At 71.9% G+C, this 23,825-nt stretch carries 20 protein-coding genes; 17 read left to right on the top strand and 3 right to left on the bottom strand.

Features of this window, described 5'->3' with window-relative positions; all coding sequences use genetic code 11:
- The first annotated feature begins 45 nt into the window (after positions 1-45).
- From KZC56_RS10485 to KZC56_RS10495, 3 genes are all read left to right on the top strand, one after another.
- Entirely contained in the window at positions 46-633 is a 588-nt protein-coding gene (locus tag KZC56_RS10485) for a TetR/AcrR family transcriptional regulator (RefSeq protein ID WP_136029039.1), read from the top strand.
- A gap of 34 nt (positions 634-667) precedes the next feature.
- Entirely contained in the window at positions 668-1,342 is a 675-nt protein-coding gene (locus KZC56_RS10490; RefSeq protein ID WP_247638516.1) for an alpha/beta fold hydrolase, read from the top strand.
- Between the two features lie 71 nt (positions 1,343-1,413).
- Positions 1,414-2,403 (top strand): methyltransferase family protein, encoded by a 990-nt coding sequence (locus tag KZC56_RS10495; RefSeq protein ID WP_136029043.1) that lies wholly within the window; start codon positions 1,414-1,416, stop codon positions 2,401-2,403.
- Positions 2,404-2,710: 307 nt separating this feature from the next.
- Here KZC56_RS10495 and KZC56_RS10500 read toward each other — a convergent pair whose 3' ends face one another.
- A complete protein-coding gene (locus KZC56_RS10500; RefSeq protein ID WP_247638517.1) occupies positions 2,711-4,054 on the bottom strand; it encodes an amidohydrolase in 1,344 nt (447 codons plus the stop codon).
- A gap of 163 nt (positions 4,055-4,217) precedes the next feature.
- Between KZC56_RS10500 and KZC56_RS10505 the strand changes: the two genes are divergently transcribed.
- Positions 4,218-5,666, top strand: coding sequence for a glyceraldehyde-3-phosphate dehydrogenase (locus tag KZC56_RS10505; protein ID WP_247638518.1), 1,449 nt, complete (start codon positions 4,218-4,220; stop codon positions 5,664-5,666).
- Between the two features lie 36 nt (positions 5,667-5,702).
- Positions 5,703-6,749: a winged helix DNA-binding domain-containing protein gene (locus tag KZC56_RS10510; RefSeq protein ID WP_206251568.1), complete on the top strand. Its 1,047-nt coding sequence runs from the start codon at positions 5,703-5,705 to the stop codon at positions 6,747-6,749.
- Between the two features lie 21 nt (positions 6,750-6,770).
- On the opposite strand, the gene hisC is transcribed toward KZC56_RS10510, so the two are convergent.
- Positions 6,771-7,871 (bottom strand): histidinol-phosphate transaminase, encoded by a 1,101-nt coding sequence (gene hisC / locus KZC56_RS10515; protein WP_136029051.1) that lies wholly within the window; start codon positions 7,869-7,871, stop codon positions 6,771-6,773.
- A 144-nt stretch (positions 7,872-8,015) separates the two neighbouring features.
- Here hisC and KZC56_RS10520 point away from each other — a divergent pair, with 144 nt between their 5' ends.
- Genes KZC56_RS10520 through KZC56_RS10540 form a run of 5 tightly spaced genes read left to right on the top strand, consistent with a single transcriptional unit; the run spans position 8,016 to position 13,110 of the window.
- Positions 8,016-8,984 (top strand): PDR/VanB family oxidoreductase, encoded by a 969-nt coding sequence (locus tag KZC56_RS10520; RefSeq protein ID WP_247638519.1) that lies wholly within the window; start codon positions 8,016-8,018, stop codon positions 8,982-8,984.
- A gap of 23 nt (positions 8,985-9,007) precedes the next feature.
- Entirely contained in the window at positions 9,008-10,210 is a 1,203-nt protein-coding gene (locus tag KZC56_RS10525; RefSeq protein ID WP_247638520.1) for an aromatic ring-hydroxylating dioxygenase subunit alpha, read from the top strand.
- A gap of 1 nt (position 10,211) precedes the next feature.
- Positions 10,212-10,733 (top strand): hypothetical protein, encoded by a 522-nt coding sequence (locus KZC56_RS10530; protein ID WP_136035537.1) that lies wholly within the window; start codon positions 10,212-10,214, stop codon positions 10,731-10,733.
- Positions 10,730-11,923, top strand: coding sequence for an amidohydrolase (locus KZC56_RS10535; RefSeq protein WP_136029057.1), 1,194 nt, complete (start codon positions 10,730-10,732; stop codon positions 11,921-11,923). Before KZC56_RS10530 ends, KZC56_RS10535 begins: the two co-directional genes overlap by 4 nt.
- Positions 11,920-13,110: a M20 metallopeptidase family protein gene (locus KZC56_RS10540; RefSeq protein WP_247638521.1), complete on the top strand. Its 1,191-nt coding sequence runs from the start codon at positions 11,920-11,922 to the stop codon at positions 13,108-13,110. Before KZC56_RS10535 ends, KZC56_RS10540 begins: the two co-directional genes overlap by 4 nt.
- A gap of 64 nt (positions 13,111-13,174) precedes the next feature.
- Here the strand turns inward: KZC56_RS10540 and KZC56_RS10545 are convergent, their stop codons facing one another.
- Entirely contained in the window at positions 13,175-13,903 is a 729-nt protein-coding gene (locus KZC56_RS10545) for a FadR/GntR family transcriptional regulator (RefSeq protein WP_136029061.1), read from the bottom strand.
- Between the two features lie 159 nt (positions 13,904-14,062).
- Between KZC56_RS10545 and KZC56_RS10550 the strand changes: the two genes are divergently transcribed.
- From KZC56_RS10550 to KZC56_RS10580, 7 genes are all read left to right on the top strand, one after another.
- Positions 14,063-15,730: a thiamine pyrophosphate-dependent enzyme gene (locus tag KZC56_RS10550; protein WP_247638522.1), complete on the top strand. Its 1,668-nt coding sequence runs from the start codon at positions 14,063-14,065 to the stop codon at positions 15,728-15,730.
- Between the two features lies 1 nt (position 15,731).
- A complete protein-coding gene (locus tag KZC56_RS10555; RefSeq protein WP_247638523.1) occupies positions 15,732-17,171 on the top strand; it encodes an aldehyde dehydrogenase family protein in 1,440 nt (479 codons plus the stop codon).
- A 104-nt stretch (positions 17,172-17,275) separates the two neighbouring features.
- Positions 17,276-18,844, top strand: a complete 1,569-nt coding sequence (locus KZC56_RS10560) for an ABC transporter substrate-binding protein (protein WP_136029067.1) — start codon at positions 17,276-17,278, stop codon at positions 18,842-18,844.
- Between the two features lie 7 nt (positions 18,845-18,851).
- Complete coding sequence (locus tag KZC56_RS10565) at positions 18,852-19,865, top strand: ABC transporter permease (RefSeq protein ID WP_136044970.1); 1,014 nt, start codon at positions 18,852-18,854, stop codon at positions 19,863-19,865.
- Positions 19,865-21,811: a dipeptide/oligopeptide/nickel ABC transporter permease/ATP-binding protein gene (locus KZC56_RS10570; protein ID WP_247638524.1), complete on the top strand. Its 1,947-nt coding sequence runs from the start codon at positions 19,865-19,867 to the stop codon at positions 21,809-21,811. Before KZC56_RS10565 ends, KZC56_RS10570 begins: the two co-directional genes overlap by 1 nt.
- Positions 21,811-22,614 carry an ABC transporter ATP-binding protein gene (locus KZC56_RS10575; protein ID WP_247638525.1) on the top strand — a complete coding sequence of 268 codons (804 nt, stop codon included), beginning with the start codon at positions 21,811-21,813 and terminating at the stop codon, positions 22,612-22,614. The genes KZC56_RS10570 and KZC56_RS10575 overlap by 1 nt, the downstream gene beginning before the upstream one ends.
- Positions 22,614-23,819, top strand: coding sequence for a M20 metallopeptidase family protein (locus tag KZC56_RS10580; protein ID WP_247638526.1), 1,206 nt, complete (start codon positions 22,614-22,616; stop codon positions 23,817-23,819). Before KZC56_RS10575 ends, KZC56_RS10580 begins: the two co-directional genes overlap by 1 nt.
- The last annotated feature ends 6 nt before the right edge of the window (positions 23,820-23,825 follow it).

Consider the following 23,825-nt stretch of genomic DNA (forward strand, 5'->3'; position numbering starts at 1 on the left):
CCAGGCCGGAACTCGCACTCACCCGGACCCGGCCGGAAGGACGCCATGCCGAAGATCATCGACCACGACCAGCGGCGACGGGACATCGTCGAGGTGGCCAAGAGCATCATCCTGAAGGGCGGCTTCGAGGCTGCGACGATGCGCAGCATCGCCGCGGAGGCGGGGTTCGCGAACGGGGCTCTGAAGCACTACTTCCCCGGCAAGGAGAGCATCGTCGCGGCGACGTTCGAGACGATCCTGCAGCAGATGTCGGAGGGCGTGCAGGCGGCGGGCGAGGAGCCGGTCGCGGCCGACGATGCGCTGCGGGGCTTCCTGCAGGCGACCATCCCGCGCGACCGGGAGCAGATCGCCGCGGGGCGGGTGCTGCTGGCGCTGTGGGAGTACGCGATGGCGAACGAGGCGCTCGCGGAGCTGTATCGCGGGCACCTGGCGTCGTGGCGGCGCTCGCTGATCGAGCGGATGGAGGCGGCCCGCGACGAGGGGTCGATCCGCGAGCAGGACTACGGCTCGCTCGCGGACGAGTTCATCTCGGCGGCGGTGGGCGCGACCGTCATCAACCTCATGTATCCGGACGGCGACCGCATCGCCGACTACGAGAGCTACATCGACCGGTTCCTGGCGCGGCTGCGCTGATCGCGGGGCGCCGGTCCGCACAGGGAGGCGCCGCATGACCGCACAGACAGCTCGACCCGTGGTGTTCCTGCACGGCCTCGCCTCGCGCGGCTCCCAGGACTGGCCGGAGACGGAGTGGACGGGGGTGCTCGGCGACCGCCCGCGCGTCGTGATCGACCTCCCGGCGCACGGTGAGGCGGAGGCGCTCGGCGTGGTCCCGACCTCGGCTGTGCTCGACGCGCTCGCCGAGACGATCGGACCGGACGAGATCGATCTGGTCGGCTACTCGCTGGGCGCCCGGCTCGCCTGGGACCTCGCTCGTCACCCGCGCGTGGCGGTGCGCCGCCTGGTCCTCGGCGGGCTCAGCGCGGGGGAGCCTTTCGCGCTGGTCGACCTTCCGGCTGCCCGTGCCGCCGTCGGGGGAGGGGCGGCGCCCGCGGATCCGCTGACCGCGATGATCGTGCACATGGCGACTCTGCCCGGCAACCGCGCCGGCGAGCTGCTCGACCTGATCGAGGGGCTCGCCACTGAGCCGTTCGCGCCCGAGGGCGGCGTGCCCGCGCAGCCGGTGCTGCTGCTGGGCGGCGCCGACGACGCGATGGCGGCGGGCATCGACGGCCTCGCCGCACTGCTGCCCGACGCCCGCGTGCAGCGGGTGCCGGGGGACCACCTCACGGCGCCGCACACGCCGGAGTTCCGCGCGGCGGTCCGCGACTTCCTCGCGGACTGAGCCGGGGCCCGTCGGACGGCCCGCACCCTGACCTTTATTTCCCACGTTCGTAGACAATCGAAAGGCACCCCATGACCGACACCTCCACGCCGGACGCCGCGCGGATCCTCGACATCGCCACCGGCTACATGGCCGCCAAGCAGCTGTTCCAGGCCAGCCGGATCGGCCTGTTCGCCGCCGTCGCCGACGGCGCAGACACGGTCAGCGCGATCGCCGAGCGCTGCGGGGTGAGCGAGCGCATCGCGCGCCTGCTCGCCGACGCGATGGCGGCCAAGGGGCTGCTCGTGCGCACCGACGGACGCTACGCCCTCGCCGACGACGCCGCGGCCTACCTCACGGGCGACGCCGCCGCGATCGACCTCGCGCCGTTCCTCACCTTCCTCGACGAGATCAGCTACCCGCACTGGCTGCAGTTCGCGCACACCGTCGACACCACCCAGCCGGGTGACCTGCAGATGGACGACGCCCGCTGGGGCACGTTCATGGCGGGCGTCATGACGTACAACCGCCTGCACGCGCAGGAGTTCGGACGCCTCGTCGACCTCTCCGGTGCCACGAACGCCCTCGACTTCGGCGGGCTCTCGGCCGAGTTCGCGCTGTCGGTCATGGCGCGCAACCCGCAGCTGCACACGACCTTCGTGTATGCGCCAGGGTTCGAGGACGGCCTGGCCGAGGCCGTGCAGTCCGCGGGCGTGGCCGACCGCACGACCGTGGAGGTGGGGGAGACCGCGACCGCGACGCCCGAGGGCTCGTACGACGCCGTGTTCGCCAACCATGTGATCCACCGCTTCTCGGCGGAGGAGAACGCGCAGATCTTCCGCAACCTGCGGGCGGCCGCGGCCGATGGTGCGACCCTGACCGTGCTCGACTTCTTCCTCGACGACGACGCCGAGCAGCGCGCGCTCGACGCCCTCCACGCGGGGGAGTACCTGGTGATCGACGGCACCGTGGTGTACCCGGAGTCCGAGGTGCGCGGCTGGCTGAGCGACGCCGGCTGGTCGGTGCGCGACACGATCGCCCTGCCGGGGAGCCCGCGGGTGCTGGTGGCCACCGCGGTGTGAGAACCGTGGTCTGAGACTGGTCCGAGGGGGATCAGAGGCGGGCGGCATGCGTGAACATGCCGCCCGCCGTTTTCGTGTGTCCCGGTCGCGTGTCGTGCGGGGATGCGGGCGCGAAACCGCGCCTTCCCGGCGGGTTTCCGGCACGTTTTCGATCCCGCACCGGGGCCCCGGGCGGTGGCGCAGGGATGCGGGCGCGAAACCGCGCCTTCCTGGCCGCCGTGAGGCACGTTTTCGATCCGCCACCGGGCCGGGGTCCGCCGCCGGGGCCGGGGTCCGCCGCCGGGCTGGGGTCCGCCGCCGGACCGCCTCAGTCGCGCGCGAAGACCGTCCGGCCGTCGACGACCGTGCGCTCCACCGTGACGGAGGTGAACGCCCGCCCTGGTTCGAGCGGATCCTCGTCGAGCACCGTGAGGTCGGCGACGCGACCCGGCTCGAGCGTGCCCTTCCAGTCGGCGGCGCCGTCCTGCCGCGCGGCCTCCACGGTCATCGCGCGCAGGAGCCGTCGCCGCAGTTCCGCGTCGTCCACCCCGCCCGCCGCGGTCACGAGCCGCAGTGAGGCGTCGAGGCTCGGGCGCCAGTCCGGGGTCGCGATCGGGGCGTCGCTCGTCAACGTGGTGAGGGCGCCCGAGCCGAACATCTCGGCGAGCGGCCAGGCCGCGGCGACCCGTGCCTCGCCCAGCTGGACGGCGGCCCACGAGTGGGTGTGCGCGGCGATCAGCGGCTGGATCGCGAACCCGGCGCCGATGTCGCGCATGCGGGCGATCTGCGCGGGCGTCGCGAGGTCGCCGTGCACGACGTAGTGCGGTCCCGGCGCGGCGGGTCCCGGGTCGAGCCGTTCCAGCACCGCGAGGAACTCGGCGATCGAGCGGTCGCCCGTGGCGTGCACCGCGATCTGCAGGCCGCGCGCGGCGGCGAGCTCGATCATGCGCTGGAACGCCGACAGCGGATCGCCGCCGCCGCGCGTGAGCAGGTGTCCGGTCGTGCCGTCGGCGTAGGGCTCGTCCGTCCAGGCGGTGGCCATCGGCGGGATGCCGTCGGCGAAGATCTTGACCCCGGGGATCGCGAGCCAGCGCGCGTCGGTCGAGGGCGGCGGGGTCTGGAGCCCGCGCTCGAAGTCGTCGAGCGTGCTCTCGCCGTCGATCGTGCCGAACAGGCGCAGCAGCGTGACGCGGGAGGTCTGCGCGCCCTCGCGGTGCAGCTCCACGTAGGCGTCGAGCATGTCGCTGCCGAAGCATCCCGTCTCGCCGTCGTCCTCGCCGGGGCCGATGCCGGGTTCGGTGTAGCTGGTGATCCCGAGCTCGGCGAGCAGCCGCCATGCCCGTCGCAGGGTGGCGCGTCGCTCCCCGGCCGTGGAGACCAGGCGGCCGGACGGCTGCTGCTCCGGCGGGGTGTCGGAGAAGAAGAGGTGGGGCCAGCGGGCGCCGAGCCAGGCGGCGTGCAGGTGGGCGTCGTTGAGGCCGGGCACGACCGTGCGGCCGTCGAGCTCGAGCGTGCTCCGGGCGGGGAGCGCCTCGGCATCCGCACCGGTGGCGACGATCACCCCGTCGCGCACGGCAAGGGCCGACGTGGTGGTGTCGCGCGGGTCGAGGGTGTGGATGCGGCCGCCGCGGATGATCAGGTCGGCGCCGTCGCCGGAGAGTGCAGTGCTCATTATTCCACCAGTGTAGACGAAAAGAACGGACGGGCGGGGACCCCGGACACCCGATTCGGCGCTGCCCTCGCCCGGCTTGTACGCTGGGGGCATCCCCCGAATCCACCGGCAACCTCGCGCGAGCCGGCGACCTCGGCGCGCGCTCACACATGCAAGGACGCAGATGAACGATTCCGCGGCACCCCGCGACGAATGGACGGCGAGCGAAGAGCTGGCGGAGCGGATGATCCCGCTCGTCGGAGCGCTCAAGCGGGAGCACGACGTGGTCACGTCGTTGCACGGGCACCGGCTGCTCGGCCTGTCGGCGACCGGTCTCGTCGAGGTGCACGACCGCGTCGCGCAGCTCGGCCACGAACGACTCTCGATCGACGACACCCTCGCCGTGCTCGAGGCCATCCACGCACTCGGACCAGGAGCCTCCTCGCTCGACGTGGCCCGGCTCGCGGAGGGCCACGCGGCGAGCGGCCGCCCGCTCGACGAGTACCTGGCAGAGGCGCTGGCCCCCGCGATCGGTGCCGTGCCCGCCGACCCGACCGACGTGGTGCTTTACGGCTTCGGTCGCATCGGGCGTCTGCTCGCGCGCATCCTCATCGCCCACACCGGCGGCGGCAGCGGACTGCGCCTGCGTGCCATCGTCGTGCGCCGGGGCTCCGACAACGACCTCGTCAAGCGCGCCTCGCTGCTGCTGCGCGACTCGGTGCACGGCCGCTTCGCCGGCTCGGTCACGGTCGACGAGGAGGCCGAGCAGATCATCGCCAACGGCACCCGCATCCAGGTGATCTACTCCGACGACCCCGCCACGATCGACTACACCGCCTACGGCATCCACGACGCGATCGTCGTCGACAACACCGGCCGCTGGCGCGACGAGGCCGGGCTCTCGCAGCACCTGCGGTCCGCCGGGGTCGCGCGCGTGCTGCTGACCGCGCCGGGCAAGGGCGCGCTGAAGAACATCGTGCACGGCATCAACGACGCCGACGTCACGCCGGAGGACCGCATCGTCTCGGCGGCGTCCTGCACCACCAATGCGATCACCCCGGTGCTCGCCGCGATCGACGAGGCCTACGGCGTGGTCGCCGGGCACGTGGAGACCGTGCACTCGTTCACGAACGACCAGAACCTCATCGACAACTTCCACAAGGGCGATCGCCGCGGCCGCTCGGCCGTGCTCAACATGGTCATCACCGAGACCGGTGCCGCGAAGGCGGTCGCCAAGGCGCTGCCGCAGCTGGAGGGCAAGCTCACCGGCAGCTCCATCCGCGTGCCCACGCCCGACGTGTCGCTCGCGGTGCTGCACCTGACCTGCGAGCGCCCCGTGGAGAAGGAGCAGGTCAACGACTACCTGCGGCGCATCTCGCTGCACTCGAAGCTGCGCCAGCAGATTGACTACGTCGAGAGCCCCGACGTCGTCTCCACCGACTTCGTGGGATCGCACAGGGCGGGCATCGTCGACGGGCTCGCGACCGTCGCCCACGGCAACACCCTCATCCTCTACGTCTGGTACGACAACGAGTTCGGCTACTCGTGCCAGGTCATCCGGGTGCTGGAGGTCATGGCCGGGTCGCACCCGATCGTGCTTCCGGAGCGCCGCGAGGTCACGCTGCAGGCCTGACCCGCGAATGGGGGAGGCACCCGCCATGATGGGGGCATGACTCCCGCGGCCCTGCTGTCCGAGCGCCTCCGCTCCCACCGTCTGACCGCGCCGGCGCCGACGGTCGCCGACGCCGCGCGCCACCTGCTGGCCGTGCAGAGCCAAGACCTCACGGCCGGCCGGTGGGCACTGGCCTGCCGCGCCAGGGGCGCCGTCCGCCTGCGCGATGTGGACGCCGCGTTCGCCCGCGGGGAGCTCGTGCGCGCGTGGACCATGCGCGGCACGCTGCACACCGTGCCCGCGCGCGACCTCGGCTGGATGCTGGAGGTCACGGCCGAGCGGCAGCGGCAGCAGGCGGCCTCCCGGCAGCGGCAGCTCGGGATCGACGCGGAGGTCACGGCGACCGCGGTGAAGGCGCTCGTCCCGCGACTGCGCGACGGCGGGCTCACGCGGGCCGAGGTCTTCGCGGTGTGGGAGGCTGCGGGCATCGACCCGTCGGGCCAGCGCGGCATCCACCTCCTGTTCGACCTGACCATCGATGGGCTCGTGTGTCAGGGGCCGATCGTGCCGCGCTCCGGCATCACGCGCGACCAGCGGTTCGTGCTCGTCGAGGAGCACATCCGTGCGCACGAGCGGCCGGACGACCCGCTGGCCGAGCTGTTCGTGCGCTACATCGACGGTCACGGCCCCGCGGGCGTCGCGGACTTCGCGTGGTGGTCCGGGCTCACCCTCGGGCAGTCGAGGGAGGCCGCCGCGCGCGCCGCCGGGCGCGTGACCGAGGTCGCGGAGGGCCTGTTCACCGCGGTCGCGCATCCGCGCCGGGCGCCCGCCGCGCCGTCGGTGCAGGCGCTGCCCGCGTTCGACGAGTACTACATCTCCTACGCCGACCGCACGCCCGTGTGCGACCCGGCGTACCTGGGTCGCGTCGGCCCGGGCAAGAACGGCATGGTGCGCGCGACGATCGTGGAGGACGGACGCGTCATCGGCTGCTGGACCCACGCGGCCGCCGCGCATACGGCCGATCCCGAGTTGTTCACCGAGCCGGGCGACCCCGATGCCGTGAGCGCCGCGCTCGCCCGGTTCGCCGCGTTCATCGACGGCTGACCCGCCCGGAGCGGCCCGGCGTCAGCCCGCGACCGGCACCGGGGCGAGCAGTGCGGCGATCTGCGGTGCGAGCGCGATGAGGCGATCGTTCGCCTCGGTCTCGGCCACGGTGGCCCGCAGGCCCTCGCCGGGGAACGGGCGCACGAGCAGCCCGTGGTGCTCCAGCAGTTCGGCGACTGCGGCGGTCGTGTCGCCCAGCGGCAGCCAGACGAAGTTGCCGCGGCTCTCGGGCACGGTGATCCCGGCGGCGGCGAAGGCGGTGACGACGCGCTCGCGCTCCTGCACGAGGGCGTCGATGCGCTCCTGCAGCTCGTCCTCCGCAGCGAGGGAGGCGACCGCGGCGGTCTGGGCGAGGTTCGTGACGCCGAACGGGATGGCGACCTTGCGCAGCGCGATGCCCAGCTGCTCGGGGGCGATGGCGTAGCCCACCCGCATGCCGGCCAGCCCGTACGCCTTCGAGAACGTGTGCGCGACGGCCACGTTGGGGTAGCGGCGGAAGTACTCGATGCCCACGGGCGAGTCGGCGCGGTCGTTGAACTGCACGTACGCCTCGTCGATCACCACGACGATGTGCGCCGGCACCTGCGACAGGAACCGGTCGAGCTCGGCGTCGCCGACGGTCGTGCCGGTCGGGTTGTTCGGGTTGCACACGAGGATCAGGCGCGTGCGGTCGGTGATGGCGGCGAGCATGGCGTCGAGGTCGTGGCGGTGGTCGGCGGTGAGCGGCACCATCACGGGTACGGCTCCGGCGGCCCTGGCCAGCATCGGGTACGCCTCGAACGAGCGCCAGGCGAACAGCACCTCGTCACCCTCGCCGGCGGTGGCCCGCATCAGCTGCGACACGACCTCGACCGAGCCGCTGCCGAGCACCACGTTGACGGGCTCGACACCGAAGCGCGCGCACAGCTCGGTGGTGAGGGCGGTGGCCGCGGTCTCGGGGTAGCGGTTGATGGTGGCGAGCTCGTCGGCGATCGCGGCGGTCACCGAGGGGAGCGGGGGATAGGGGTTCTCGTTCGACGAGATCTTGTGCACGGGCCCGGTGGTCTCGGTCTGCGGTGCCGCCTTGCCCGGCTTGTAGCCGGGGATAGCGTCCAGGTCTCCCCGCAGTCTCAGCTCCGACATCCGATGGCCCTTCTCTCGTGTGCGCTCCTGCAGCCGTGTCCGTTTGACAGGCCCGAGCGGACTTCATACTATCGCAATTGAATATAAAGAATGTTGTCAATCCGATCCGCGGCGATCGGATGCGACGGAAGGAGCGGAGCGACGGTGCCCCACACTGCGGTCGATTCCCCGGAACAGCGCCTCGCCCTGCGCGTGCGCGCCATGCGCCAGGAGGCGAAGGACGTGCTGTCCCTCGAGCTCGACGACCCCACCGGCGCCGAACTGCCGGCCTGGGAGCCGGGAGCGCACATCGACCTCCGCTTCGCGAACGGCGTCGAACGCCAGTACTCGCTGTGCTCCGACCCCGGCGACCGCACCGCCTGGCGCATCGCGGTGCTCGCCGAGAGCCCGAGCCGCGGCGGCTCCCGCTACGTGCACCAGACGCTGCGCGTCGGTGACCCCGTCACGGCCTCCGCCCCCATCAACCACTTCGCACTCGCGCCGGCGGACGACTACGTCTTCGTGGCCGGCGGCATCGGCATCACGCCCATCCTGCCGATGCTGAAGGAGGCCACCCGCCGCGGCGTTCCGTGGCGGCTCGCGTACCTCGGCTCGGCGGGGGAGCGCATGGCATTCCTCTCCTCGACCCAGCTCGCGGGCGGCGAACTGCTGCTCGTGCGCGGCGACGTCGACGACCGGCTCGACCTGGCCGCCTGGATCGGTGCGCCCTCCGCCGAGACCGGAGTGTACGCGTGCGGTCCGGAGCGCATGCTCGATGCGCTGGAAGAGCTGAGCGCCGGATGGCCGCGCGGGGTGCTGCACGTCGAGCGCTTCCAGGCGAAGACCTTCGGCGAATCGCAGGGCGCCGAGTCGTTCGAGGTGGTCGCCAGCCGGTCCGACCTCGTCGTCACGGTGGACCGCGGGTGCAGCATCCTCGAGATGCTCGAGAACGCCGGTATCGGCGTGCCCAGCTCCTGCCTGGAGGGCGTGTGCGGCACGTGCGAGACCGCCGTCGTCGACGGGGCGCCCGAGCACCGCGACTCGATCCTCACCCCCGACGAGCGCGAGAGCAACGAGACGATGATGATCTGCGTCTCCCGTTCGCTCGGCGACCGTCTCGTCCTCGACATCTGACCCCCCCCACGAACGGAGCGACCATGGACACCGGAACCGCATACGGGCTGCGCCTCGGGCAGCCGCTGAACGAGCTCGCCCAGGTGGGTCCTGGCACCCCCTACGGTGAGGTGCTGCGCCGCTACTGGCACCCGGTCGCGAAGGTCGAGGATGCGACGACACGACCCCTCTCGCTGCGCGTGCTGGGCGAGGAGCTCGTGCTGTTCCGCACCCGCAAGGGCAAGGCGGGTCTGCTGCACCCGCGCTGCATCCACCGCGGCTCGTCGCTGTTCTACGGCGGGGTCGAGGACGAGGGCATCCGCTGCTGCTACCACGGCTGGGTGTTCGACACCGAGGGGCACTGCCTGGAGCAGCCGTGCGAGCCCGACCTGGGACTGCACCGCGATCGCGTACGCCAGCCGTGGTACCCCGTCGAGGAGCAGTACGGCCTGATCTGGGCCTACATGGGCCCGCCCGACAAGAAGCCGGTGCTGCCGCGCTACGACACGCTCGAGGAGCTGGCCGCCGACGAGCAGCTCATCGTGAACGACCAGGGCGTGGGCGGAGGCGGCCCGGCACAGCTCGACTTCAACTGGCTGCAGCACTGGGAGAACGTGATGGACCCGTTCCACGTGCCGATCCTGCACGCCCGGTTCAGCGGCAACCAGTTCACGCCGGAGATGGCGCTGATCCCCGAGGTCGAGTACGAGTACACGCCGCTGGGCGTTCGGAGCATCCAGATGCGCGACCTCGGCGACGGCCGGCAGCTGCGCCGCGTGACCGAGGTGATCTTCCCGAACCTGCGCGTGGTGGCGAGCCCCAAGCTCGCCTCCGGACAGACGAACATGATCGGCTGGGTGGTGCCGATGGACGACACCAACTTCCGCATCTTCACGGTCGCGCGCGACAGCGACCCCGACTTCCTCACCAAGCTGCGCTCCACCCACGAGGGCAAGCCGTGGAAGGAGCTCACCGACCTGGAGCACCAGCGGCTGCCCGGCGACTACGAGGCGCAGAAGTCGCAGGGCGCCATCTCGCTGCACTCCGAGGATCACCTCACCACCACCGACCAGGGCATCGCGATGATCCGGCGCATGATGGCCAAGCAGCACCGGGCCGTGGCGGGCGGCGGCGACCCGGTGGGCGTGTTCTTCGACGAGTCGGAGCGGCTGATCCGCATCGAGGGTGGCAACTACTTCGAGGGCGCGCCCGACGCGCCGCTGCTCGCCGACGCGGTGGACGACTGACATGGCCAAGTACACGGCGCGGCCGCCCCGCGGGGACCGTCCGGTCCTCGTGCTGGGCATCAGCGACGTCGTCGTGATCGAGGGCGAGCCGGCCGTGCCGGTGAGCACGCACCACCTGTCGGCGTGGGGGCGGTGGGTGCGCGACGTCGCCATCCCCGACGCCGCGGCGCAGCGGCTGCACGAGCTGGCGGAGCACTTCGACATCGTGTGGGCGTCGGAGTGGGGCCACAACGCGCACACCGCGTTCCGCGAGCCGCTCGAGCTGCCGGAGGAGCCGTGGCCGTTCCTGCCCGTGCAGTTCGACAAGCTCGCGCACATCCGCCGGTACGCGGACGGTCTGCCGTGGATCTGGGTCGACGATCCGCTCGTCGACCTGAGCGGCGAGCCGCCCCGGTGCGACGACGGCATCGTGGTGCGCGTGGACCCGGCCGCCGGCATCCTCAGCCTGGACGTCGACGAGCTGCTGACGAAGACGCGCGAGCTGGTCGAGCGTCGCGCCGAGGAAGACGAGGAGAACGCATGACGGATGCCGTCGCGATCGTGGGAGGGCGGGTCGTCACGGGCCTGGGCGAGGAGATCGAGAGCGGCACCGTGCTGCTGTCCGACGGGCGCATCGAGGCCGTCGGCACAGGGCTCGCCGTGCCCGAGGGCGCCCGGGTGATCGACGCCGCCGGATGCTGGGTGCTGCCCGGCCTCATCGACCCGCACAGCCACATCGGCGCGCACGAGGAGGCCAACGGCCCCGCCGGGTTCGACGGCAGCGAGGTCTCGTCGCCGGTCACCGCCGGCGTGCGGGCCGTCGACGCCGTCAACATCGAGGACATCGCCTTCCGCGACGCGCTCGCCGGTGGCATCACCGCCGTGGTCGTGAAGCCGGGATCGGGCAACCCGATCGGCGGGCAGAGCGTCGCCATCAAGACGGCGGGAGGGCGCTCGGTCGACGAGCAGGTGATCCGCGCGGCGCTCGGCATGAAGTCGGCGCTCGGCGAGAACCCCAAGCAGGCCTACGGGGAGCGCAAGCAGCTGCCATCGACCCGGCTCGGCATCGCCCTCGTCATCCGTCAGGCGCTGCGCGACGCGCAGGACTACGCGGTCCGGCGTGACAAGGCCCGCGCCGACGGCACGCCGTTCGCCGTGGACCTCGGAAAGCAGGCGCTCACGGAAGCCCTCGACGGCACGCTCACGTGGGAGCAGCACGCGCACCGGCACGACGACATCGCCACGGCGCTGCGCATCGCCGACGAGTTCGGGCTGCGCCTCGTCCTCAATCACGGCACCGAGGCGCACAAGCTCGCCGGCATCCTCGCCGCGCGCGACGTGCCCGTGATCTACGGACCCATCCTGTCGAGCCGCTCCAAGGTGGAGGTACGCGAAGCCGATCCCGCGAACCTCGCCGCGCTCGCCGCGGCGGGTGTGCGCGTGGCGCTCACCACCGACCACCCGGTCGTGCCCATCGGCCTGCTCGCGATGCAGGCGGCCGTGGCCGTGCGGGCCGGGCTGCCGAGGGAGACCGCGCTCGCGGCGATGACCTCGACGGCCGCGGCCATCGCCGGCATCGACGACCGGGTCGGCGCGCTGGAGCCCGGCCGCGACGCGGATGTGGTTCTGTGGACCGGAGACCCGCTCGACGTCGCCTCGACCGTGCGGGAGGTGCTCATCGACGGGCGCACGGTGTACTCGGCGCCATCCGCGGCGCAGGAGGGGAACGGATGACGCTGCACGACGACGCCGCACGCCTGCAGCCGGAGCTGGTGGAGCTGCGCCGTCGTCTGCACCGCATCCCCGAGCCCGGGTTCGACCTGCCGCTGACGCAGCGCGCCGTGCTCGACGCGATCGACGGCCTTGGCCTGGAGATCACGACCGGATCGGACCTCAGCTCGGTCACGGCCGTGCTGCGCGGCGCGACCGACGGCCCGTCCGTGCTCCTGCGCGGAGACATGGACGCGCTCGCCATCGTCGAGGAGACCGGCCTCGAGTACGCGTCGGCGAACGGGGCGATGCACGCGTGCGGGCACGACCTGCACGTGGCCGGACTCGTGGGGGCCGCACGCCTGCTCGCCGGGCGGCGCGACCGCATCGCCGGCTCCGTCGTCTTCATGTTCCAGCCCGGCGAGGAAGCGGGCGGCGGGGCTCCGCTCATGATCCGCGACGGCGTGCTCGACGCCGCGGGCACGCGGGTCGAGGCCGCCTACGGCATCCACGTGGGTCCGGGCGCGCGCGGCACGTTCCAGCTGAAGTCCGGCACGATCATGGCGGGCGCCAACGTGCTGCGGGTGCGCGTGCACGGGAGGGGAGGGCACGGGTCGAGGCCGCAGCAGGCCGTGGATCCCGTGCCCGTGGTGGCCGAGCTGATCCTCGCCCTGCAGTCCTGGGTCACGCGCCGCATCGACGTGTTCGATCCCGTGGTGCTGTCGGTCACGACGCTGTACGCGGGGGAGATCACGAATGTGATCCCCGAGGACGCGGGCTTCGCGGCGACCCTGCGCACGCTGTCCGAGGCGTCGATCGCGCAGGCGCAGGCCGAGCTGCCGCCGCTGATCGAGCGCATCGCCGCGGCGCACGGCTGCACGGCCGACGTCGAGGTGATCGTCGGCTATCCGGTCACGGTCAACACGGCCGAGGAGACGGCGGCGGCGGCAGCGGTGCTCCGCGCCGAGTTCGGCGAGGACCGCGTGGACGAGATCGATGCGCCCTGGATGGCGTCGGAGGACTTCTCGTTCGTGCTCAGGGAGGTGCCAGGCACGTTCCTGTTCCTGTGCGCGACCCCGCCGGATGTGGACCAGGACGACATCCCGATGAACCACTCGCCGCATGCGCGGTTCGACGACGCGGTGCTGGGCGATCAGGCCGCGGCTCTCGCGGCGCTCGCCTGGCGCCACGTCGGAGTCGGCGACGCCTAGGCGCCCGTCGTTTCGTCGCCGGGGTGCTCCCTGAGTGAGCGGAGCGAGACGAGGGGCGCGCGCGTCAGCGACCGAGCGTGCGGTGGTCCAGCACGGCCTTGCGGCCGACCTTCACATCGCCGGAGCGGATCGCGTCGATCAGGGCCTCATGGATGCGCAGGCGCTCGTCGGTGTCCTGCCTGAAGCCCGGCACGGCCAGGGCGTCGTCGGTCGCGGCCCCCGCGGTCTCACCCTCGATGTAGTCGACGAGGTTGAGGTAGAACGTGCGCAGCACGGCGTTGGGGGAGATCTCGGCGATCCGCCGGTGCAGCCGCCAGTTGCCGTGCAGGCCCTCGATGGGGTCGTGCCAGTGCTCGGTCAGCTCCGCCATCACGGCTTCGAGGTCGGCGATGTCGGCGTCCGTGCGGTGCTGCACCGCGTCCTGCATGACGGCCTCGTCGAGCGCGTCCAGCACCTTGATCACGTCGTTCACCGGAGCACCGGTCTGCCGCAGCCGCAGCACGCTGTGCGCGAGGCGGATCAGCGGGGACTGGTCGGCGACGAAGATGCCGCCACCGGGACCCGGGCGCAGATCGACCGAGCCGCGCGCCCGCAGCACCCGCAGCGCCTCGCCGAGCGTGGCCGGCGCCACACCGAACTGCTCGCAGAGCTCCTGGCGGGTGCCGATGCGATGACCCGGCTCGAGACCCTCCGTCTTGATCATCGCCTCGACCTCGGTGACCACGCGGTCGGCGACGGACTGCGCGGGCGCGACGCGCTGGAACGTGCGCGCTTCTTCCTGGGTGCTGGCCACGGGGATCCTTCGGTCGGAGCGGGGCTGTGGAGCGGATCTCTCACATCCTAAAGAGCGCCTGCCGCGCCCGGGCGGTGGCGGCGGGCGATTCTCCTATTTGCAGTAATTGAATGTATCTAATACAGTCAATCACGCAATGCTGCTCACGAGAGGAAACAGATGACCGACCCCACCGGTGGCGATCTGCTCGCAGACTCCCTCATCAACCAGGGAGTCTCACGGATCTTCGGCATCCCGGGCGTCCAGCTCGATGCCGCCGCAGACGCCCTCCACGCCCGCACCGACCAGGTCGACTTCATCTGCGCGCGCAACGAGCAGGCCACGACCTACATGGCGGACGGCTACGCGCGGAGCACCGGCGACGTCGGTGTCGCGATGGTCGTGCCGGGCCCCGGCGTGCTCAACGCCCTCTCCGGCGTCGCGACCGGCTACTCGGCCAACTCGCCGATGCTCCTGATCGCGGGGCAGATCGACTCGCAGGCCATCGGCCGCGGACTCGGCGCCCTGCACGAGATCCCCGACCAGACGGGCATCCTGCAGCGACTCACGAAATGGACGGGCACCGCCCGCTCCGCCGATGAGATCCCCGGGCTCGTGCGCGAGGCGTTCACGCAGCTGCGCAGCGGCCGCCCTCGCCCCGTCGCGCTCGAGGTGCCGCCGGACGTGCTGGCCGCCACCTCGCGTGCCGTCGCGGCCGAGCGTGTCGCCGACGCACCCCTCGTGCCGGAGGAGCAGCAGATCCGCGACGCCGCCGCCCGCCTGCTCGCGGCCAAGCGCCCGATGATCGTGGTGGGCGGGGGAGTGCTCGCCGCGAACGCATCGGTCGCCCTCCAGGCACTCGCCGAGGCACTGGAGGCCCCCGTGCTCATGACCGAGAACGGCCGCGGTGCGCTCGACGCCCGCCACCGTCTGGCCTTCGACGCGCTCGCCCTCCGCGCGTTCCGGGAGGACGCCGACCTGGTGCTCGCCGTCGGCACGCGCTTCGTCTCGACGTTCGGCACCCAGGTCGACACGAACGGCGCCCCCGTGATCCTCGTGAACGCGGAGGCCGCCGACCTCGAGGGCCCGCGTGCCGCCGCGCAGACGCTGCACGCCGATGCCCGCCTCGCCCTCGCCGCCCTGGCCGCCGAGGTCGGCACCCCGGCGCGCGACTCGCGGGAGAGCGAGTTCGCCCGCGTGCGCACCTGGCTCGCCGCGCAGTTCGCCGACATCGCCCCGCAGCGCGAGTACCTGTCCGCGATCCGCGGCGCGCTCCCCGAAGACGGCGTCTTCGTGAGCGAGTTCACGCAGGTGGGCTACGCCGCCAGCGCCTGCTATCCGGCGTACCAGCCGCGCACCTACATCGGCCCCGGTTACCAGGGCACGCTCGGCTACGGCTTCGCCACGGCCCTCGGCGTCAAGGCGGCCGACCCCGACCGCGCCGTCGTGTCGGTGAACGGCGACGGCGGCTTCTCCTGGACGCTGCAGGAGCTGTCCACGGCCAAGCGCTACGGTCTCGGCCTCGTGACGATCGTGTTCCACGACGGGTTCTACGGCAACGTGCGCCGCATCCAGAAGAACCGGTACGGGGCACGCTACTTCGCCAGCGACCTCACCAATCCGGACTACGGCACGCTCGCGGAGGCGTTCGGCATCCGCTCCGCACGGGCCACCACCCCGCAGGAGCTCTCGGGGGTGCTGGCCGACGCCGTGCCCGCGAACGAGCCGATCCTCATCAACGTGCCGGTCGGCGAGTTCCCGTCGCCGTGGCACCTGATCCACGAGGGTGTGCCGCGCCCGGCGCCGCTCGCCCCCGATGCGCATCTCGTGCGGCAGGCGGGGGTCTGACATGGTCATCGGGCACGACATCGCCGGCATCAGGGAGGATGCCGCAGGGCAGGCCTCGATCGATGTCGTCAGCCCGGCCGACGGCACCGTGATCGGTGCCGTCGTGGCTGGCGGACCCGCCGATGTGGATCGTGCGGTGGCTGCGGCCGCGGGCGCGTTCGGCACCTGGTCGACGACGCCGATGTCGCAGCGGATCGCTCATGTCGAGGCGCTCGCCGAGGGGTTGGCGCGCCACCGTGAGCTGCTCGCTGCGACGTTGAGCGCGGAGATGGGGTCGCCGATCGCGTTCGCGCGCTCCGCCCAGGTGGGCGTCGCGATCGCCGACCTCGCCCGGCTGGTCGAGGCCGCCCGCGCGCACGTCGAGCGCGAGGCGGTCTCGAACTCCCTCGTGGTCGCGGAGCCGGTCGGTGTGGTCGCCGCGATCACGCCCTGGAACTTCCCCCTGCACCAGATCATGCTCAAGGTGGGCGCCGCGATCCTCGCCGGCTGCACCGTGGTGCTCAAGCCCAGCGAGGTCGCGCCGCTGAACGCCGCGATCGTGGGCGACATCCTCCGCGAGACCGGGCTACCGGCCGGCGTCGTGAACATCGTGCACGGCGACGGCGCCGGTGTCGGCTCGCCGCTGGTGGCGCACCCCGGCGTCGACATGGTCACCTTCACGGGTTCGCGCCAGGTGGGGGAGCAGGTGGCGCGCGCCGCCGCCGCGACCATCAAGAAGGTCGCGCTGGAGCTCGGGGGCAAGTCGGCGGCGATCGTGCTCGACGACGCGCCGCTGGACGAGTCCGTGCGGGGGGTCCTCGCCTCGTGCTTCGCGAACGCCGGACAGACCTGCGCGGCGCAGACGCGCGTGCTGGTGCCGGAGGGCATGCGGGAGGCGTGGGAGCGCGCGGCCGTCGAGGCCGCGGCGGGCTGGGCGCCCGGCGACCCGCGCGCGGAGGGGACGGCCACCGGGCCGGTCGCCTCGGCGCTGCAGCGCGAGCGGGTGCGGTCGCACATCGAGACGGCGATCGCCGAGGGTGCGCGCGTGCTGACCGGCGGCCTCGATATCGTCGAACCGACGGCCGGCGGCGCCTACGTGCAGCCCACGATCTTCGCCGATGTGACACCCGACATGAGGATCTTCCACGAGGAGGTCTTCGGCCCGGTGCTCACGATCACTCCGTACGCCACGGTCGATGAGGCTGTCGACCTGGCGAACGACAGCGTGTACGGCCTGTCGGGCGGCGTGTGGTCGAGCGACCCTCGACGCGCCCTCGAGGTCGCGCTGCGCATGCGCACCGGCACCGTCGGCATCAACGGCGCCGGGCTTGACGTGGGGGCTCCCTTCGGGGGGTACAAGCAGTCGGGCGTCGGCCGGGAGTGCGGCGTGCACGGGTTCGAGGAGTTCCTCGAGCTGAAGTCGGTGATGGGCGCCGCCGCCCTTCTCGACGACCACTCGTGACCGGTAACAAACCCGAAACACCGCCGACACGAGGCAATAAAGAGCAATTCATAATATTCAATGAGTTGGAACCCGCCCGAGGGTTCCGTGAAGAGAGGACACCCATGAGACGCAGCATCGTAGCCGCGGTCGTCGGCGTGACGGCACTCGCCCTGACCGGCTGCGCCGGCGGGGGAGACGGGTCAGGAGGCGGAGCGGTCGAGAAGGCCACCATCGCCATCGCCGCCGACCCGGGTTCGCTCAACCCGATCACGAACGCGACGCAGGCGGGGCAGGAGGTCTCGGCCTACCTGTACGAGACCCTCATGTCGTTCGCCCACGGCAAGGACGCCGAGGGCCTGCTCGCCGAGAGCTGGACGGAGTCGACGACCGAGGTGTCGTTCGTGCTGAAGGAGGGGATCGTCTGCACGGACGGCTCCGAGCTCACCGCCTCCGACGTCAAGGCCTCGTTCGACTACGCCGCAGACCCCGAGACGGCATCGCCCTACTCCGGCGTCTACTTCCCCGCCGAGGGCCTGACCGTCGAGGCCGACGACGCCTCGCGCACCGTCACGTTCACCAGCGCGCAGCCGCAGAGCTTCCTGCTCAGCAACATCGGCCAGATGCCGGTCGTGTGCGCAGCCGGCATCGAGGACCCCGCGTCGCTCGACTCCACCCCCGTCGGCACCGGCATCTACACGCTCGAGGACTCCTCGCCCGGGCAGACCTACACGCTCGCCCTGCGCGACGACTACACGTGGGGTCCCGGCGACGTCACGAGCGACACCGAGGGGCTGCCGAAGACCGTCGAGCTGGAGGTCGTCGACACCGAGCCCACGCGCGCGAACATGCTCCTGTCTTCCGAGATCAACGTCGCCGAGGTCGGCGGCACGGATCGCGACCGGCTGGAGAGCGGCGATCTGTTCACGATCGACGTGCCCGCCCGTCCCGGCCTGATGTTCTTCAACCAGTCGGAGGGACGCCCGACCAACGACCTGCTGGTGCGGGAGGGCATCGCCGGCGGCATCGACCGCGACGAGGTCGCCTCGGTCTCCACCGGTGGACGCGGCGAGCTGATGACCTCGCTCGTCTCCTCGTTCACCGCGGTGTGCGTCGGGGCGGATGCCACCACGTCGCTCATCGGCTTCGACGCCGACGCGGCGGCCGCATCGCTCGACGAGGCCGGCTGGACCGTGGGCGCCGACGGCGTGCGGGAGAAGGACGGCGCGAAGCTGGAGCTCACCTTCGTCTACCCGTCCACCGAGGCGCAGTCGGTCGTGGCCGGCATCGAGCTCATCCAGCAGCAGCTGGGCGAGATCGGCGTCGAGGTCACTCCGGCACCGTCGTCGTCGTACACCGACGTCATCTTCCAGGGCGGCGACTGGGACCTCATCTGGGCCCCGATCTCCACCACGCTGCCCTCCACCTGGGCCGGCATCCTCTCGGGTCCGTTCCCCCCGGACGGCGGCAACTGGACGTACAACACCAACCAGGAGTTCTTCGACCTGACGGCCGAGGCGCAGCAGCTGGCCGGCGAGGACAGCTGCGACGCGTGGACCGCCGCGCAGGCCTCGGCGATCGGTAACCTCGAGGTGATGCCGTTCGCGGAGTCCACGAGCACGCTGTACGGAGCGGGCGTGGAGTTCGAGGTCACCACCAACGGACTGCTGATCCCGACGAGCCTCCGAGGCTAGGAGCCGCATGCTGGACCACGCGTCCGCCAGGACGGACACCGTGGCGGTGTTTCTTCGGAAGCGCCGCCACGGCAACCCCTGGCTGAGATTCCTCCTCCGCCGCGCGCTGCGCATGCTGGTGGCGATGTTCGTGATCATCGCGGTCGCGTTCTTCGTGCTCAGGGCATCCGGCGGCGACCCCGTGCGCGCCGCACTCGGCGCGACGGCCGACGAGGCCGTGGTCCAGGCCCGGCGCGATCAGCTGGGTCTCAACGACCCGCTGATCGTGCAGTTCTGGAACTATCTCACCGGCATCCTCCAGGGCGATCTGGGCTCGTCCCTCATCACCGGACGGTCGGTGTCGGAGCTCGTGCAGAACCGTCTCCCGGCCACCCTGGAGCTCGCCGGCATCTCGTTCGTGATCGTGCTGCTGGTGGCCGTGCCCGTGGGCCTCGGCATCGCGATCCTCACGCAGGGCAACCGACGCCGCGGCGTCGAGGTGACGTTCACCGGCATCACCGGCGTGATCGCCGCGATCCCGGAGTACCTCCTGGGCGTGGCACTGGTCGTGATCTTCGCGGTGGGGCTGCACTGGTTCCCCGTGGCCGGACGCTCGGGCCCCGCGTCGTACGTGCTGCCGGTGCTGGCCATGACGGTCGCCTCGTGGGCGTCGCTGTCGCGCATCGCCCGCGTCGAGGCGCTGAACACGCTGTCCGACGACTACGTGCGCACGGCCCGCTCCAAGCGCATCCCCGCGTCGTGGGTGTACTTCCGCCACGCGCTGCCCAACATGCTCACCGCCACGCTGACGATCGGCGGCACGCTGCTGTCGACCATGGTCGCCTCCAGCGTGCTCGTGGAGAAGGTGTTCAACTGGCCGGGTCTGGGCTCGGCGTTCGTCGACGCCATCGCCACGAAGGACTACGGCATCGTGCAGGGCCTCGCGCTCGTGTACGCGGCCATCATCCTCGTCATCACCCTCGCGGTCGACATCGTGCTGTCGCTCCTCGACCGGCGCACCACCCTCCTGGAGACGACCTGATGCGCTCGATCCTCACCTTCCTGCGCAACCCGCTCGGCGCGATCAGCACCGTCATGGTGCTCGTGCTGGTGTTCCTCGCGCTGTTCGCCCCGGAGATCTGGGGCGCGCAGGCGAACCAGACCGACACGTCGGCGCTGCTGCAGGGACCCAGCGCCGCGCACCCGCTCGGTACCGACGGCCTCGGGCGCGACCTCCTGCTCCGCACGCTCGTCGCCGCACGGCTGTCGCTGGGGATGGCGCTGATCGCCACCGTCATCGGCCTCGTCTTCGGTCTGCTGCTCGGTGCCCTCCCGTCGGTGCTCGGACCGCGGGTGCAGCGCCTGTTCAGCTCCGTCATCAGCACGTGGCTGGCGTTCCCGGTGCTGCTGGTGGCGATGCTGACCGTGATCCTGCTCGGGCCCAGCTCGTCGTCCGCGGTGATCGCGCTCGGCCTCACGATGGTGCCGTCGTTCGCCCGCCTCGCCCAGACGCTGTCGTCGCGCGTCGGCGGATCGGAGTACCTGGCGGCGGCGCGCATGATGGGCGTCTCGCGCGGACGGCAGTTCACGCGCTACGTGCTGCCGAACATCGCCGAACCCATCATCGTCAACGTCACCCTGTCGATCGGCGGCGGCCTGCTCGCGCTCTCCAGCCTCAGCTTCCTCGGCGTCGGCGTGCAGCCGCCGGACTACGACTGGGGCCGCATGCTCAGCGAGGCGTTCGACCAGGTGTACACCAACCCGACCGCGGTGGTCGGCCCCGGAGTCGCCGTCGTGTTCGCCGGCGTGGCGTTCGGCACGCTGGGCGAGTCGCTCGCCGCGCACCTGCGCAGCCACGGCAAGGGCAGCGTGCTCTCCCGGCGCAAGCTGGGCTCCGCGCCGCGCGTCGAGGCCCGCGAGCGGGTGGCCGACGACGACGCGCTGCTCGTGGTCGACGGCCTGTCGGTCTCGTTCCCCTCGCCGTCCGGGTGGGTGCGTCCCGTGCAGGACGTCTCGTTCTCGGTCGCACCGGGGGAGATCGTCGGCGTCGTCGGCGAGTCCGGCAGCGGCAAGTCGGTGGCGCTGATGGCGGTCGCCCAGCTGTCCGCCGCGGGCGCCGCCGTGACCGCGCAGGAGCTGCGCTTCGATGGCGACGACGTGCTCGACCTGCCGCCCGCCGTGATGAAGAAGCGGCTCGGCACGAAGATCGGCGTCGTGTTCCAGGATTCGCTCACGGCGCTCAACCCGGCGCTGCGCGTGGGCACGCAGCTCGCCGAGATCCCGCGTTTCCACGCCAGGGATGCCCGTGGCGCCGCACATCAGAAGGCCGTCGCCGCGCTGAAGGACGTCGCGATCGACGAGCCGGAGCGGCGCTCCCGGCAGTTCCCGCACGAGTACTCGGGCGGCATGCGGCAGCGCGCGCTCATCGCGATGTCGCAGATCGGCAAGCCGCGACTCATCATCGCCGACGAGCCCACCACGGCCCTCGACGTCACGGTGCAGCAGCGTGTGCTCGCGCTGCTCCGCCGCGAGTGCGAGGAGACCGGGGCGGCCGCGATCGTGGTGTCGCACGACATCGCCGTGCTCGCCGAGCTGTGCCAGCGCATCCTGGTGATGTACGCGGGACGCATCGTGGAGGACGTGGATGTGCGCCTGCTCGCGACGCCCGAGAAGCTCGCGCACCCCTATACGCGTGCGCTCGCCGAGTCGCTGCCCGACCTCGACACCGATCGCACCCAGCCGCTCGCGACGATCCCCGGCGAGCCGCCGGACCTCTCGCTGCCGCTCGTGGGCTGCGGGTTCGCTCCGCGCTGCCCGTTCGCGACCGAGCAGTGCCGCACGGTCACCCCGGAGCCGGTGGCCCACGGTCACGGCGGTCGCGTGGCCTGCTGGCACCCGCAGGACGGCGTGCCGATCGAGGGCATCCTCGGGGAGCCGGTCGTGCTCACCGGGTCGCAGACCACGCAGACCACGCAGGAGGTGCGCTGATGGCCGAGCTCGTCGTCGACGATCTGGTGGTGACCTTCGGGCACGGCGACTCGTCGTTCAACGCCGTGGACGGCGTGTCGCTCACGGTGCCGCACGGCAGCATCGTCGGACTGGTCGGGGAGTCCGGCTCGGGCAAGTCCACCATCGCGCGCGTCATCGCCGGTCTCCAGCCGGCCACGGCCGGACGCCTGCTGCTCGACGGCGAGGAGCTGCGACCGGCGACCGGGCGGCAGCGCCTCGCGCGCGCCCGCGACGTGCAGATGATCTTCCAGGACCCGTACTCCTCGCTGAATCCGCGCATGACCATCGGCGACACGCTCGACGAGGCGCTCGCGCTGCACGGCAGCGGCAACGCCAAGGCGCGCGCCGACGGCGTGAAGGAGCTGTTGCGGCTGGTGCGCCTGAAGCCGGGCACGGTCGACCAGTATCCGTCTCAGCTGTCCGGCGGCATGCGGCAGCGCGTCGCGATCGCGCGCTGTCTGGCCGTGAAGCCGCGGCTCATCATCGCCGACGAGATCACGTCGGCGCTCGATGCGTCGGTGCAGGGTGCCGTGCTGAACCTGGTGCGCGATCTGCAGCGCGAGCTGGAGCTCTCGGTGCTGTTCATCACCCACAACCTCGCCGCCGTGCGGTACATCGCCGACACCACGGCCGTGATGCGCAAGGGGCGGATCGTCGAGCACGGCGACGCGGACGAGATCGTCTCGAATCCGCAGCACACCTACACGCAGTCCCTCGTCGCCGCGATCCCGCGCATCCAGAACGCCGGCACCGACCACCTCCTGCACGCGATCGGACACTGATGACCCTGCTCCACCCCACCACCGGTCTGCGCGACGACGCCCGCGATCTGCTCCCCGGTCTGGTCGGCCTGCGCCGCGCGATCCACGCCGATCCGGAGCTCGGGCTCGAACTGCCGCGCACGCAGCGGCGGATCCTCGATGCGCTCGAGCCGCTGGGCGTCGAGGTGACCCTCGGCGCGGGACTGAGCTCGATCGCTGCCGTCATCCGCGGCGCGCATCCCGGCCCGACCGTGCTGCTGCGCGCCGACATGGACGCACTGCCGCTCACCGAGGAGACCGGTCTCGACTATGCCGCCACCGGGGAGCGCATGCACGCGTGCGGACACGACCTGCACGTGGCGGGTCTCGTCGGCGCGGCGCAGCTGCTCGCCGCCCGTCGCGACGATCTGCACGGCGACGTGCTCCTGATGTTCCAGCCGGGCGAGGAGCTCGGCGACGGTGCCACCCGCATGCTGGCCGAGGGACTGCTCGACGTCACCGGCTCGCGGCCGGTGGCCGCGTTCGGCATCCACGTGGTCCCCGGTGAGTTCGGGGTGTTCTCCACGCGACCCGGTGCGCTGATGGCGGGCGCGATCGAGGTGGAGGTCACGATCACCGGGTCCGGGGGACACGCGTCGGCCCCGCACCTCACGCGTGACCCCGTGCCGGTGGCCGCGGAGCTCGTGACGGCGCTGCAGGCGTTCGTCACGCGGCGCTTCGACGTGTTTGACCCGGTGGTGCTGAGCGTCACACAGCTGCACGCCGGCGGACCCGCCCGCAACATCATCTCCGACACGGCGTCGCTCGTGGCGTCGGTGCGCGTGCTCTCGCACGAGAACAGCGCCCGCGTGCAGACCGAGATCCCCGCCCTGGTGCAGGAGATCGCGGCGGCGCACGGCTGCACGGTCGAGGTCGACGTCACCATCCTGTGCGCGCCCACCGTGAACGACCCGCAGGCCGTCGCGCACGTGTGCAGCACCCTGAGCGGCCTGTTCGGCGAGGAGCGGGTGTGGGAGACCGCACACCCCGTGATGGGGTCGGAGGACTTCTCGTTCGTGCTGGAGCAGGTGCCGGGCGCGTTCCTGTTCCTGCGCGCCACCCCCGCCGAGGTCGACCTGGAGACGGCGTCCCCGAACCACTCGCCGACCGTCGTGTTCGACGACGCGGTGCTCGCGGATCAGGCCGCGGCGCTCGCCGCCCTCGCGCTCGGCCGCCTCAGCGCCTGAGCCCTG

The sequence above is a fragment of the Microbacterium sufflavum genome (assembly GCF_023091155.1).
Taxonomy (GTDB): domain Bacteria; phylum Actinomycetota; class Actinomycetes; order Actinomycetales; family Microbacteriaceae; genus Microbacterium; species Microbacterium sufflavum.